This is a genomic window from Scardovia inopinata JCM 12537, assembly GCF_001042695.1.
GTDB classification, from domain to species: Bacteria; Actinomycetota; Actinomycetes; order Actinomycetales; family Bifidobacteriaceae; genus Scardovia; species Scardovia inopinata.
Window position 1 is genome coordinate 19,663 of sequence record NZ_AP012334.1, and the last position, 13,615, is coordinate 33,277.

At 46.5% G+C, this 13,615-nt stretch carries 11 protein-coding genes and 1 tRNA gene; 8 read left to right on the top strand and 4 right to left on the bottom strand.

The features are described from left to right. Positions 1 to 117: 117 nt before the first annotated feature. Positions 118 to 1,296 carry a hypothetical protein gene (locus tag SCIP_RS00065; RefSeq protein ID WP_006292447.1) on the bottom strand — a complete coding sequence of 393 codons (1,179 nt, stop codon included), beginning with the start codon at positions 1,294 to 1,296 and terminating at the stop codon, positions 118 to 120. Between the two features lie 1,015 nt (positions 1,297 to 2,311). Between SCIP_RS00065 and SCIP_RS00070 the strand changes: the two genes are divergently transcribed. The 6 genes from SCIP_RS00070 (at position 2,312) to SCIP_RS00095 (ending at position 6,956) form a co-directional block, all read left to right on the top strand. Next, positions 2,312 to 2,605, top strand: coding sequence for an ATP-binding cassette domain-containing protein (locus tag SCIP_RS00070; protein WP_006292448.1), 294 nt, complete (start codon positions 2,312 to 2,314; stop codon positions 2,603 to 2,605). A gap of 245 nt (positions 2,606 to 2,850) precedes the next feature. Continuing rightward, the gene (locus SCIP_RS08245; protein ID WP_006292449.1) at positions 2,851 to 4,887 is read left to right on the top strand and encodes a hypothetical protein; all 2,037 of its coding nucleotides are present in this window, start codon (positions 2,851 to 2,853) and stop codon (positions 4,885 to 4,887) included. Then, on the top strand, positions 4,887 to 5,504 hold the full coding sequence (locus SCIP_RS08250) for a hypothetical protein (RefSeq protein WP_006293872.1): 618 nt from the start codon (positions 4,887 to 4,889) through the stop codon (positions 5,502 to 5,504). Before SCIP_RS08245 ends, SCIP_RS08250 begins: the two co-directional genes overlap by 1 nt. Further along, positions 5,504 to 6,118 (top strand): hypothetical protein, encoded by a 615-nt coding sequence (locus SCIP_RS00085; protein WP_048349238.1) that lies wholly within the window; start codon positions 5,504 to 5,506, stop codon positions 6,116 to 6,118. The genes SCIP_RS08250 and SCIP_RS00085 overlap by 1 nt, the downstream gene beginning before the upstream one ends. 88 nt (positions 6,119 to 6,206) lie before the next feature. Further along, positions 6,207 to 6,497 carry a hypothetical protein gene (locus SCIP_RS00090; RefSeq protein WP_144427337.1) on the top strand — a complete coding sequence of 97 codons (291 nt, stop codon included), beginning with the start codon at positions 6,207 to 6,209 and terminating at the stop codon, positions 6,495 to 6,497. A gap of 39 nt (positions 6,498 to 6,536) precedes the next feature. Continuing rightward, complete coding sequence (locus SCIP_RS00095; RefSeq protein ID WP_006292452.1) at positions 6,537 to 6,956, top strand: hypothetical protein; 420 nt, start codon at positions 6,537 to 6,539, stop codon at positions 6,954 to 6,956. A gap of 5 nt (positions 6,957 to 6,961) precedes the next feature. On the opposite strand, the gene SCIP_RS00100 is transcribed toward SCIP_RS00095, so the two are convergent. The 3 genes from SCIP_RS00100 to SCIP_RS00110 form a co-directional block, all read right to left on the bottom strand. Further along, a tRNA-Thr gene (locus SCIP_RS00100) sits at positions 6,962 to 7,035 on the bottom strand. Positions 7,036 to 7,222: 187 nt separating this feature from the next. Continuing rightward, positions 7,223 to 8,200, bottom strand: a complete 978-nt coding sequence (locus SCIP_RS00105) for a DsbA family protein (RefSeq protein ID WP_006292453.1) — start codon at positions 8,198 to 8,200, stop codon at positions 7,223 to 7,225. 248 nt (positions 8,201 to 8,448) lie between these two features. Then, the gene (locus tag SCIP_RS00110; RefSeq protein WP_006292454.1) at positions 8,449 to 10,560 is read right to left on the bottom strand and encodes a serine/threonine-protein kinase; all 2,112 of its coding nucleotides are present in this window, start codon (positions 10,558 to 10,560) and stop codon (positions 8,449 to 8,451) included. Between the two features lie 263 nt (positions 10,561 to 10,823). Here SCIP_RS00110 and SCIP_RS00115 point away from each other — a divergent pair, with 263 nt between their 5' ends. Beyond that, complete coding sequence (locus SCIP_RS00115; protein ID WP_006292455.1) at positions 10,824 to 11,951, top strand: ABC transporter ATP-binding protein; 1,128 nt, start codon at positions 10,824 to 10,826, stop codon at positions 11,949 to 11,951. Between the two features lie 170 nt (positions 11,952 to 12,121). Continuing rightward, positions 12,122 to 13,579 carry a DUF4032 domain-containing protein gene (locus SCIP_RS00120; RefSeq protein WP_040590367.1) on the top strand — a complete coding sequence of 486 codons (1,458 nt, stop codon included), beginning with the start codon at positions 12,122 to 12,124 and terminating at the stop codon, positions 13,577 to 13,579. The last annotated feature ends 36 nt before the right edge of the window (positions 13,580 to 13,615 follow it).

Here is a 13,615-nt window from a genome sequence, read left to right on the forward strand (position 1 = left end):
CAATGGCAGGTAGGCCCGAAAAGGCCAGATGCAAATCATCAATTGGAGGGAATCGCGGATTTACTTTTTGTATCTAACCTTTGGGCCTACCTCATTACTTACTAATTTATAAAATATTTACAAAAATCTCAGGAAAAGTTCGGCAACAAAGATCGATGCCACCGAAACCGTTGCAAAACCACCGACCAGCATCTTAGGCAGCATACTGTTGAGCAGAAAGGCCTTCTCATCGTCATCTGTGGAAATGTTATTGACCACATCAGTAGTCAGCACATAATCGGCCGGGAATCCGCAGAGGGCAGTGAGGGCGCAGGCAAAAGCCATGGGTCGGCTCATGCCAAAGGGTTTAGCCAACAGCCAGGAGGCCAAGAACATGCCCAGGAGGCCAAGAACAATCAGAACCAAAACTTTGAGGAGAATATTAGCAATCGTCCCTGGAGTTGCCGTACTTAGCTGGGCGAAAACGTATGCCAGCAGACCATACATGAGCCAGTTAAAGACGCCGGCTTTATTGAGGGCATCATCGTCAAGGAAACCTAAAGCGTGGAAGATCACCCCAAAAATCAGGCAAAGAACGTTGGAATTTATAGTATTGTGAGTCAGATTTCCCACCCAGAAGCTGAAGACGGCAATAAGAGCAACCTTAGCCATCACGAATGCAGGAGTATCATACTGCTCACCGGGTGTGAAGAAGTGGGACCACGTGGAGGTAGTCGTAGTGTCTGCAGCCACAATTTCCTTGGCTTCCTGCGGATTCTTCCGATAGACTTTTTGCAGCCGATGCCCTTCTGACTTCAGGCAGGAAGAGATGAGGGGGAAGCTGATGATTTCATGGATGACAAACATGGTCACGGGGAAGGCAACGATGGCAGCGGCTTTAGCTGCCTTTAATCCCTGGGTCATGAGCACTGCGGAAATTAACCCTCCTGTCAGCGTGGGCACTGTGGAAAAAACCAGCTGTTTGCCAAAGAAGAGCACACCCAAGGTCAGGGTGAAAAGCATGGTTCCTACCACTCCCAGGAGAGCAATACAGACGGCTTTCCACTGCTGAATAAGCTTCTTGATGTTCATCAGCGTACCCAGATGAACCAGGAGCATGCCAATGGCTATATTCACGAAGGCGGTTCCGTATGAGGCGTCCGTCACCACTGTCTTGGGAATAAAGGTCCAGAAACCGATCACAAAAAATATAGCGGTTACAAAAATGGAGGGGACCCACGATTTTGTGCGTTTGGATATCCACTCGCCAATAAAGAGGGTAACCATAACATAGAGAAAGCTCAAGAGGTTTGTCATTTTTATTCCTTTCTTTCTTGTATACCTTGACTCTGAACTGATCTTCAGATCTTGGAATGGTTCGATTGTTGATATGGCAGATATGCCAGGTGTGACAAATATCAAACACTTATACACCCTAAATCAGGTATGACGCGTGGTACCCTGTGAGATTTGTTAGCGTGTGAAGCTCTTATCCCCTGTGAAGATACCTGATCGTATACCTGATCGTATGATAAGTGAGAAAATTTATAAAAATTCTTCTTCTCCTGCTTATGCTGCCAGCTCAGGTAAGAAGGTAAAAATCAAACCATATTCACCTACCCAGAACAATGTATTTTTTAATACCTGATTATTCGTGATATTAAATACATTCGCAGTACGAATGACTATGCTCATAAGGCTCACCTCCAGCAAAATGGTTTGATTTTATATACATCTACCTGCTTTTGCACTAATATCTAAACAGAAAGTCAAAGACTTTCTGAAATAAATACCAGAAAAAAGTATGGTATTCATGCACTATACCTGCGTAAACATACAAAACAAATCGAGTTTATCAATTATTGAGATAAGGAATATTCGTAAAAAATAAAAACATGTGCGGAAAATAAATAAAGGTTAGGCCAAAAATAAGAAGAAATTTATGGATTTGTTATATTTTATGAGATTTATGAGGTTTTAGACAATCAAGTGTTGCCCACTTTTACGAAAAAATGTGAATTGTGGGATTTATAGGGAAAAGCCCTTCACCCAACTGCACTATCGCTTTTTCAATTTCCGCTAGTTTCTGCGGTTTTTCATGATTATTTTCTTCCGAAGTGTGCAGTTGGGTGAAGGGTAAAAGAAGATATATCTTTTTCTTGGATTATTAAAATATTGGATATATAACGAATTGTGCAAGAATACAATTCATGTAAAGATTGTATAAATCGAGAAGTGCAGGAAAAGCCGACATTACAGGAATCAGGCCTAATTTCTAGAGACTAAGCCAAATTCGAGGATTCATTTAGCCTTATTCGTGTGACAACTCAGCTTGACTTCTCTCTCTGGCGGAGAAAAACAGCGCATTCTTTTGGCCAGATTCTTCGCTTACAAGTCTCGGTTTGGCTTGCTTGATGAGATAACTGCCGGGTTAGATATGAAAACAGTGAAGCAAGTTGAAAAAAGACTGGCAGATGAGCTTGATGGTTTTGTCTATGTGTCGCACCGCCTGGATTCTGACATTTTGCAGTATGTGGATCAGGTAATTCTTGTTGACAATAGGCATATTGTGGCCGTGGGTACTCCTGCAGAAATGGAATCCCATCTGCAGGGTCTTACTCACTAGATTTGTCACCAATTTGACACCAACGTTGACAGATTGGTACTAAGCGGTATCGTAGAAGCATTAAAAGAATTATCGGCATATGCGCAGAATTATTACCAGACTGTACACAGATAAGGAGAATCAGGCTCTGTACCTTTCGAATTTAATGATTCCAATCTCTATGAGCATGCCAGTGATGAAGCTATGCTGGAATAGCAAAAAACTGCACAAAAAGTTCTGGTACCTTTAAGCGAGAAGATGTTTTTATGAGGATTGATATTAACGGTTTGAAGGAAGCTTTATCTCAGGATACGAAAGAGTGGAATACGAAAGCTGCACAAGCACGTCGTATTGCGGAATATATGGGGAATCTCGATCTCACCTTTGCAGGCTTGGATGGAGAAGCATATAGAGCAATCAATCAGCGTATAAAAAAGCATGCTGCATATGTTCAGTCGCAGGCTTTGTTTATGCAAGCTTTGTCATCAGGATGCGCTCAGAATTTAAAAGCTGCAGAGCAGCTAGAACCGTCAGAACAGGATGGGTCTGTAGATACTGGAAGATTAAACAGTGCCCGTTTTTATGCCATTCAGGAGAAGAATAAGTGGGAGGAACGTTCGCATAATCATTTTTTTACTGAGGTGCTGGGCGGTTCCATAGGTTCGGCGTGGGAAAATATGTGTGAATCGATAGTGCAGTCTAAGCAGCATGAAATAAACGAGTATGAGCGTAAACTACATCTTGTTGAAGAGTATATACATAAATCAGAATCTTTTTATACTCTAGCAAATTCATTAGAACCAACATTAATAGCCATGGCTAAATCACAGAAAGCAGCTGTTCATAATAGCTACGCGAGTATGACATGGGTGAATGATTTGATGAAGGTCAGTGCCGGAGCTACTAAAATGTTGTTAGCTGACTATTTACATGGCAAAGGGCTAAAGGCATATCAGGATGCTGTTAAGGACGGAAAAATAACAGTGAATGAACTATATGATGCGGCGACGCACAAACCAAATCTTGTGCTCTTTCGTGCACTGGGGCGCATACCTGCGCCTTTGCTCAGTCAACAAATAATAATTGCTACAGCGGATTCGTTTAATAAGATTGGTACTGATCCGAATGCTAGTGCTGCCCAGCGTGCAAAGAATATGCAGGCTGTTTTGGCCTCTCAAATGCATGAATCTGGGCGAGGAACCTCTGGATACGCAAAAAGCCAGAAAATCTGGTCTAGTGATGGTAAAGAAGCGACCGTACTTCAAAAGAGGAATTGGGATTGGACTAAGTATATGCCCTCCTCTTTTATGGCGCAGGTTAATGACTATATGGATAATCGTAATAGATTAGCAGTGAATGCTGATGGCAGGCCTATCCGATTAGATGAATATACTACTGATGCTGTTTGGATGCAATGTTTTCAGCTAGTAAGTCATGGAATTAAAGTTAATGCTGGCAATAAGCTTAAATTTACTGTCGAAATATTCGGGCAAAAATCGTCTAATAATCAATATTCGCAAAATAATGCACGCGCGGTGCTTGCAACAGTTAATGGATTAGATGATAAAAAGGCAAGCAGGGTTCTCAGGGAGATGCAATGGTCTTCTCATGATTTTCCCGAGGTGTATAGTTCTGGTATGCATCTGACGGGTAATCCGAAAGACTGCTATACTCTGGCATCCAACATTGCCCATCCGGATCATAAGAAGCCGGTTTTCGAAGATGTACTGGTTGGAGAGATTGAAAAAGATACAATTGATCATCTTTATGATGATGCTTTTAGCTTCACAGGTGTACCAGAAATTGTTAGTATAACTTTTAAAGAATTAAGAAATTTTATAAGTGCTTTTGATGAATATGAGAAGCAGCTTAAAGAATATAATGGTCAGACAGCCGCAAATAAGTACACCAGTTTAGCTAATTTGGTTGATAAATACGACATGTTTAAGGATGCTCATCTTAGCATACGGACTAAGGGGAAGAGCAATATGACTCATAAAATAGTTCTAAGGTGGGGGATGGACCCCACCCTACTCTCACATTATCTTAAGCAGTATAATCAGGCGAATCAGTCTGATTATAACGCTCAATGGTTCCTTGACCAGTTGAATAGCCCAGGTTTAGTGGTTAAAAAGGGCATTAATAATGACCTTAAACATATTCTTGCTTGGGGTCAACAGCCTGCTCGTGTGAGGAATACGCGTACTGGGAAGGTGCAGGTTTTAGATATTTCTCGGTGGATGTTTTTGAAGGATAAGCAGAAAGGTGTTGTTGTGTATAGTGATTGGGAGTTAGTGAAGTGATGGTGTCTGGTGCGTGGTGGTCTCGTTGGTGGCGGTATGTGGTTGCTGTGTTGTTGATTGGTGCTGTGGTTGTTGGTGTTAGTGTTGGTGGTGTGGTGCGGTCTCGGAGTGTTGCTGCGCGGGAGCATGCCCGGGTTCAGGGTGAGGTGGATGTGCTGGTTGATGGTTTTACTGAGGGGTTGAGGGGTTTTCGATCTTTGTTGAATGGGCATGAGAGTTCGGGTTTGGGTGATGTGGTCTCTGTTCGTTCTTTTGTTTGTGGTGATGGTTTTACTTGTTATGGGTTTGTGCTTACTGGTGAGGGTAGGCGGTTGCTTCCTGGTATTGTTTCTGTGTATGGTCGGTATTCTGGTGTGGATGTTTCGGCTGATAGGTTGGTGGAGTGGTTATATCGTCCTTCGTATGAATTGGATTCTAAAGTGCGGTATACGAGTTTTCCTGGAAGAATAGTGGTGCCACAATGGGTGTCTGCTTTTATCTCGTGGACTGCTAAGCCTGCTCGTGTGAGGAATACGCGTACTGGGAAGGTGCAGGTTTTAGATATTTCTCGGTGGATGTTTTTGAAGGATAAGCAGAAAGGTGTTGTTGTGTATAGTGATTGGGAGTTAGTGAAGTGATGGTGTCTGGTGCGTGGTGGTCTCGTTGGTGGCGGTATGTGGTTGCTGTGTTGTTGATTGGTGCTGTGGTTGTTGGTGTTAGTGTTGGTGGTGTGGTGCGGTCTCGGAGTGTTGCTGCGCGGGAGCATGCCCGGGTTCAGGGTGAGGTGGATGTGCTGGTTGATGGTTTTACTGAGGGGTTGAGGGGTTTTCGATCTTTGTTGAATGGGCATGAGAGTTCGGGTTTGGGTGATGTGGTCTCTGTTCGTTCTTTTGTTTGTGGTGATGGTTTTACTTGTTATGGGTTTGTGCTTACTGGTGAGGGTAGGCGGTTGCTTCCTGGTATTGTTTCTGTGTATGGTCGGTATTCTGGTGTGGATGTTTCGGCTGATAGGTTGGTGGAGTGGTTATATCGTCCTTCGTATGAATTGGATTCTAAAGTGCGGTATACGAGTTTTCCTGGAAGAATAGTGGTGCCACAATGGGTGTCTGCTTTTATCTCGTGGACTGCTAAGCCTGCTCGTGTGAGGAATACGCGTACTGGGAAGGTTAGTTTAGCGTGGACTCATTGGGAGTTTCTTAAGTTAGAGTATCAGCATGATTCGTCTGTTGATGCTTGGGAGTTGGCTCAGTGATATCAGTATTTTTGGTGGTGCAAGCTGGATTAGGTACATTGCCTATCGCGAGTGCTGAAGAATGGAGGTAGTCATCTTTATGAAAAGTATGATTGATAGCCATGGTGGCGGAACTAAAAGAAGCAGTACAACTTCAGCAGAGGAAGCATCAAAAAATTTAGTCAGAAGAATACGTGGGTATGATCATATTAAGGCCAAGAAGCTCAGTACTTTTGCGCCTGTTCCTGGCAGTGAGACCTACCAAAAACTGTCCAAAGAAATAATGACTGCCGCGACAACTTTCTCTCAGCTCATTGCGAAGGACGGCAAGGGGATTACTGATATCGATAACTCTCTACAGGAGGCTGATCGGAACAGTGCCAAGGCATTTGCCAAATAAGATGGCGGCCTTTCGTTAAAAAGTAAAAATAAAGTAAAAATGAAAAAGCTCAATAGAATAGGAAAAGCAGTGAATAAAGAATACTACGAGCAGCGGCGCGATGAGCTTATTCATCAAAAAAATCGAGAACTAGAAAAATGCACAAAAGACTCTGACCGCATAAAATCCGATCTTCATAGACTCATGGAGGAAGCATCTTTAGGTATTGATATGGCTCAACAGGAGATATATCGGACAGGAGATCGCATCTATCAAGGCCTTCTGCCTCAAGGATTTGAGGCTGATCGGGCAGAAGTTGGTATTTCAGTCAGACGTTTTCAGGATATGTGTGACAATGAGGTAGAAAATTATCGTCAGCAAGTCCGTGCGGTGGAGCAGCGGCGCGATGATATTTCTCTCAGCTACCAGAAACAGATATCTAACCTGGATGAGCGTTATTCCTGCGGAGAAAAAGAGTAAAGAAGAGCCTCCTGGCGGATTCGAACCGTCGACCTGCTGATTACAAATCAGCTGCTCTAGCCGGCTGAGCTAAGGAGGCAGTGCGCAGGGTCTAGATTAGAGGGCTAAACCCTGCGACTTAATATACAATAGCGGATTGGCAGGAAAACACGCCGACCTCTTGCATTCATATCGCAACAAAGAAATGTCGCAACAGAGGAACACGGCTCAACAAATGCGACTGCTGTATAACGTATGCCATGCTTCGATGGATGGTTCAGGACGCGCTAGGCAATCGGCTTACCACTGGCCCCGATGGAAGGAAGCTTACCTGTCACACCAATATTTGCCTTATTCATGCCAATGGCATGCAGAAAAAGAGTTTTCCAATCGGATCCGCTCTTGCTGGAAGCAGAGTAATCCCAGAAATGCTTATTGATCCGGAAGGTGGGAGTGGTCATGGCTCCCTTGTTGCTACCGGAGACATTCCACAGTTCCGACCGGTAAGGAGTGTATTTGGCCATCGCCTGAACCCAGGCAGTATACTTTCCGCTGGTGCTCTTCTTGGCTACTGTGGCATCAACTCCGGCAGAGCGGGCAATCTTCTGAATTTTAGCATTGGTAACAGGTACATAATTGCTTGCTTCCCCAGGTTGATTTTCTGAACTGAAGAGGGACGTAATAAACTGCAGGGCGTGATTAGGATCATTTTCCAGCACATAAACTACTGCTGCGGCAGCTCGGGTGGAATAGTTGTCAGTGGAAGAGGCATCGAGGAATCCTTCAGGATGAACTTCCAGGTTGATTTGACCGGCATCCACCATTTTTATCAGAGTGGCGTCAAGGGCACGATTGGCAGAGCCACAGCCAGGGCAGATAAAGTCCATATATTCTTCCACGGTGGGAGCACCGGCGGCCTTCTTTCCAATCCCGTTTTTAGACAGAACAAATCCCCCTTCGGAAGTGGCATAGGAAGGCTTTACTTTCACAGCCTGTACGGCTGCATATCTTTCCTGTCGACCACTGGCAACATCCTGATGATTCTTCTTATAGTTGTTATAAATAAGGGCACCGCCAATGACCAGGGCAGCAATCACAATAATAGCAACGGTTACAGCGCCAATAATAGTCTGCTGTCTGCGCTCACGGTCCCGCTGCTCCTGAATGAGTCGCTCCCTTTCCAGGGCCGCCTCCCGCTGTCTACGGCGGGATTTAATCCGTTCCTTGCGCTTGGTTTCCTGCCAGTTGTTATTGGTCTGTGCCATTGCTGCTCCTTATTGTCCTTCGATAGCCATCAGATCTGTATAGTTAATCTGGTGACAGTCAGCAGTCATGTCAATCTGTCCTCAGTCTACACGATACCTGACTCCTGAACATTCAATATTGCTGGGAGGGATTGTTGATGTCAGGAATGATATAAAATTTTGTTGTAGTTCTCTGTACTTGTTCAGTATTTATGAGACAGACTTTATGAGCCAGACCGCAACCGGGGTTAAGTAGGTCACAGTTATATCTAATAGGTCACAGTCAGGGGAGTCCAGTCAATAGAGCCGGACCCAGCGTAGATGATAGCAACAACAATCAGGATGGCAAGAAGAACGAGGGCTAAAAGAGTTTTCTTTTCCCATCTCCTGGTCTCCGATCCCGATCTAGAGGGATATCCAGGAATGTCAGCTTTTCTGGTTGAGCCAAAACCGACGCGAATAATGGAAGCCAGATGACTAGACAGGCAGCAGAACCATCCAGTCAGGAAAGAGAGGGTAAGAGTCAGTCCAGACAAGGAGAAAGCTGAGTCGCCAGGGAGAGGGAGGATAAAATTTCGGTCAGGCAGACTTAGTGCCAGGTGAGCGCTGCTACCGCTGGAGGGGAGACCAAAAAAGAGAGACAAAAGCAGACCTGCTGCAAGCGACACAACAAAACCTATCAGAGCTGACCCTACGGCAGAAAGGAAGCCTTTGATAATATTCCAGGGCAATCCCAAAGCGGTAAGAGCCGAGTCAGATTTTTTGAAGATTCCTCCGTTCCTCTCTCGTCTGCGCTCGCGGGCTCTGGCGCTATAACCAACGGTAGCGAAAATCCAGAGAATAAGGAAACCGATCAGGACTGCTACCATTGGTGCTCCAGATGCCAGAAATGTCATAGGAATAGTAGTTAGTACAAGCGGAAGGAAGCTGTGGCGCCTGTACCACCAGAGCACGTTGAAAGCAGGAATGGTGGGAATTTCTGGGTTTGTCAGAAGCCCAAGTGCGGAAGAAAGATCCGGATTTGGCTGGATTGTTGGACCAGAAACTGTAGGGAGAACAGAGGTTGGTGGAGTTGTTGGCAGGATGGAAGTCCCGGGTAAGACGGAAGTCTCGGGTAGGGAGGAGGTATTAGGCAGGACGGAAGTCTCCTGGGATTCTGGAGAGGACAGAGAAGAATAATGAAGCTGAGGACTGGTGACATCGGCTGACTGGGCAGAGGCAGGCAGAATGCGGGTGCTGCCCGGCAGGGTTGCGGATGACATTATCCGGGTAGCTGCCATATCTGGTTCCGAAGGGAGGACTTGGGTTCTGGAAGAATCTTGAGGATTGGGTACCGGATCTGTCCATAATTTCCGGGGATTCAGAGGAACTGCGGTATAAAGGGGCTGGGTCTGGCCATCTTCAGTGGGAGAGGCATCATTACCCCTTGTGTAAAAAGGGGGCACCACCTGTCCCTGAGAATTTTCTCTTGGACCTGTGCTGGCTGAATCTCCGCTATCTGTATCAGTCATACTGTCCCAAGCGCCCTGGGCAGCGTCCTCTTGTATAACTCTCAGAAGTTCCTGAGCGCTGCATCGTTTGTTTCTATCTGGGTTCAAAGCCTGGCGAAGCATATAGGTAGTACGGGGAGGCAGTCCTGCCAGATTGGCGTTTCCGGCGGCTTCCCGCTCCAGCACTGCCATCATGGGTTTGGTTCCATAAATTGGCTCTCCCATGGCAGCAAATCCCAGAACACTAGCTACACTCCACCAGTCAGTCGCTTCATCGGACTCGGCTCCTTCAATAATTTCAGGAGCAATAAATCCGGGAGTCCCCATAACCAGGCCGGTGCGGGTCACATGAGATTCGCCTTCTCCCATGGCGATTCCAAAGTCAACCAAAACAGGACCCCGGGAAGAAATCATCACATTGGTCGGCTTAATATCGCGATGGATAATACCTGCAGCATGGACCGCATCCACCGCATCCAAAAGCTTACTGGTCAGACGGGCTAGGTCTTCTCCCACATAGGGGCCGTTGTCGCGGACGTCATCGCGCAAATTTAAGCCTTCTACCAGTTCTGTCACAATAAAAGCAAGGGAGTCGTCAAGTTCCATATCAACAATCTGGCAGACTCCTGGATGCTTGATTTTTTGCAGAGCCAGCCCTTCTCTGCGGAATCTTTCTCGAGCGGTGGCTCTTTCCCTGGCATCGGTTGAGTTTGGATTATTACTGTCTTCTTGGGCAAAGGAATCGCGCAGAATTTTCATGGCGTATATCTGTCCGCCGTCATCCCTGACTCGCCAAACAGTGCCCATAGCTCCGCCTCCCAGGCGTGAGACCAGGGTATAACCACCCACATTATTTCCGGGTTCCAGATTGAAAGTATTTAAATCCGACATAGTTCTTCTATTCTAAAGGAGGGGGCAGGTCAAGAGGCAGGCTGCTAAAAAAGTGCATAAAATTTTCAATTTCACCATGAAACGTTTTGCATTTTCTTCTTCCTCGTGTATAGTGGACAGTGGCTCAAGGAAGAGTACTTTCGTGAACCAGCGGACCAGTGATGTGCTCCGACGTTAGGACGAGTGTGTCTTGGTCATAACAAACAAAGTGAAACCTCTCACAACGGATCGTTAGGCACGTACCTGCCTATGAAAGGAAAGTTATGGCAGAAGTAAAATTCGAACATGTGACCCGAATTTATCCAGGCAACACAGAGCCATCTGTTGATGATCTGAATTTGGATATCAAGGATGGCGAATTCCTCGTTCTCGTTGGTCCCTCTGGTTGCGGTAAGTCTACGACTCTTCGTATGCTTGCCGGCCTGGAGGAAGTCAACAAGGGCCGCATCACTATTGGGGATACAGACGTCACCAATATGCAGCCTAAGGACCGCGATATCGCTATGGTCTTCCAGAACTATGCACTGTATCCTCACATGACAGTTGCAGACAACATGGGCTTCGCTCTGAAGATCGCCGGCACTCCCAAGGCTGAGATTCGCAAGCGCGTTGAAGAAGCTGCCAAGATTCTTGATTTGACTGAGTATTTGGATCGTAAGCCAAAGGCTCTGTCTGGTGGTCAGCGTCAGCGTGTAGCTATGGGCCGTGCAATCGTTCGTAAGCCGAAGGTCTTCCTGATGGATGAGCCTTTGTCTAATTTGGATGCCAAACTCCGTGTACAGACCCGTACACAGATTGCTGCCCTGCAGCGTCAGCTGGGTGTTACCACCCTTTATGTGACTCACGATCAGACCGAAGCTCTGACCATGGGTGACCGCATCGCAGTCATTAAGCTTGGTATTCTTCAGCAGGTCGGTGCTCCTACCGAGCTGTATGATCGCCCGGCTAATGTCTTCGTTGCAGGCTTCATCGGTTCTCCCTCCATGAATATCAACACTCACCCAGTAGTTGATGGCAAGGCTCAGATTGGCGATGACACCATCACCCTGCCAGCTGAAGTTGTTAACAAGCTGACTCCTGAGGATGAAGGCAAGATTGTTCTTGGCTTCCGTCCTGAAGATGCTTCTCTGGCTTCTGAAGCAGATCCCGATGCTTTCCAGCTTGAGGTTGTTAACGTGGAAGATCTGGGTTCTGACGGCTATATCTATGGCAACATCGTAACTGGTGAAAAAAATGCTTCTGACGCCACCATGATGTCTGATCAGAATAAGATGACAACAGTTCGTGTGAACCCCCGCCAGCTGCCCAAGGTAGGCGACACTGTGCGCATTCACATTGATCCTACCAAGATGCACCTGTTCTCCCCGGCCACTGAGCTGCGTTTGAACTAGGAAAGTCTGTTAAACTAGACAAATTGAACTAAACAAGTAGGTAAGTTACACCAGTTTTCACGACAGTTTGTCAAATGAAAAAGAAGTCCCAGCCGCTTATAAGAGCGACCGGGACTTCTTATTGAATCAGCAAAGTTCGTATTATCTTCTATGAGGCTATGATAAATAGTATGGAAAAGTCCCTGGATCCCCGTTTGATGAATGCTACTTCTGTTCATTCCGGCAAACTTACAGACAGTACAACCTCATCCTCTGCCAGTGGCACAGCAGGGAGGGGTTCATCAGGTGAGCCCAAGGCCCTTACTATTACAGCTGCAACTGCTAATCCTCAGATGTTTACCCTGCCCTGGTACTTACCTTTGGCGAAGTGGCCGAAGGATCTTCTGGTGAACCTTCCCCGGGGAATTTCCCGGCATGTTGTCCGCTTTGTTCGTGTGGGTGATTCGGTCATGGCTATGAAAGAAATCAACATGGCCGTGGCTCAACGGGAATATGAGATGTTGCGAAGCCTTGAAAAGCTTGACTTGCCGGCAGTTAAGCCCGTGGCTGTTGTCTCCGGCAGGCATGATTCCCGGTCGGAGCCGTTGGAATCCATTCTGGTAACGGAACAGCTCAAATTTTCCCTGCCGTACCGTGCATTATTTGCCCGCAATATTAGGGAAGACACGGCTGAGCGCCTGATTGATGCCCTGGCGGTTCTTCTGGTTCGTCTTCATTTGCAGGGTTTTTACTGGGGGGATGTTTCCCTGTCAAACGTACTTTTTCTGCGAGATGCAGACTCTTTCACTGCAGTACTGGTGGATGCGGAAACCGGTGCTCTTTATGGCAATTTAACTGAAGGGCAGAGGGAATACGACATTGACTTAGCCAGAACCAATATTATTGGTGAGCTGATGGATCTGCAGGCTGGTGCCCTCTTACCCAGCGAGGTGGATGAGGTAGAGGTCGGAAACCGCCTGGTTGAGCGCTATCACAGCCTTTGGCAAGCCCTGACTGGTACCGATACTTTTGGCCCTGATGAGATGTGGAAAATCGAGAAGAGGGTCAATGACCTCAATGAACTGGGATTTTATGTTGATGAGCTGGAAGTGACCACTGATGAGGATGGAGCCCATGTTCATGTAAGACCCCGGGTGGTGGATGCCGGCTATGCTTCCCGAAAACTTCTGCGGTTGACCGGCCTGGATGTGCAGGAAAATCAGGCCAGGCGTCTGCTAAATGACCTGGATGCCTACAGAGCATCAACCTGGAGACAGGATGAGCCTATAGAAATTGTGGCTACTGATTGGATGCGGGAGGTTTTTGAGCCTACTGTCCGTATGATTCCTGCTGAGTACCGCAATCAGATTGAGCCCGCTCAGTTCTTCCATGAAGTCTTGACTCATCGCTGGTATCTGGCCGAAAGAGCCGGCCACGATGTATCCATGGGGGTAGCAATTCAAAGTTACATCGATGATTATCTGTCTGATTATAAGATTGATACTCAGGTTATGAAGGCCATCACTGAAGAACAGGATTCGGGCGTGGTGGATGACGCTGACAATTATGGGGCTGACGGCTACCAGCAAAACGAAGACGGTTACAATCCGGAAGATGACCCAGATGCAGCCGTCTGGGCGGCCAGCTGACCTATGGTGGTCATGGGCTAAAGCAGCTGGCTAAAT

Coding starts and splice junctions, on each gene's coding strand:
- SCIP_RS00065 (WP_006292447.1), bottom strand. CDS start 1,296: ATGACAAACCTCTTGAGCTTTCTCTATGTTATGGTTACCCTCTTTATT.
- SCIP_RS08245 (WP_006292449.1), top strand. CDS start 2,851: ATGAGGATTGATATTAACGGTTTGAAGGAAGCTTTATCTCAGGATACG.
- SCIP_RS08250 (WP_006293872.1), top strand. CDS start 4,887: ATGGTGTCTGGTGCGTGGTGGTCTCGTTGGTGGCGGTATGTGGTTGCT.
- SCIP_RS00085 (WP_048349238.1), top strand. CDS start 5,504: ATGGTGTCTGGTGCGTGGTGGTCTCGTTGGTGGCGGTATGTGGTTGCT.
- SCIP_RS00090 (WP_144427337.1), top strand. CDS start 6,207: ATGATTGATAGCCATGGTGGCGGAACTAAAAGAAGCAGTACAACTTCA.
- SCIP_RS00095 (WP_006292452.1), top strand. CDS start 6,537: ATGAAAAAGCTCAATAGAATAGGAAAAGCAGTGAATAAAGAATACTAC.
- SCIP_RS00105 (WP_006292453.1), bottom strand. CDS start 8,200: ATGGCACAGACCAATAACAACTGGCAGGAAACCAAGCGCAAGGAACGG.
- SCIP_RS00110 (WP_006292454.1), bottom strand. CDS start 10,560: ATGTCGGATTTAAATACTTTCAATCTGGAACCCGGAAATAATGTGGGT.
- SCIP_RS00115 (WP_006292455.1), top strand. CDS start 10,824: ATGGCAGAAGTAAAATTCGAACATGTGACCCGAATTTATCCAGGCAAC.
- SCIP_RS00120 (WP_040590367.1), top strand. CDS start 12,122: ATGGAAAAGTCCCTGGATCCCCGTTTGATGAATGCTACTTCTGTTCAT.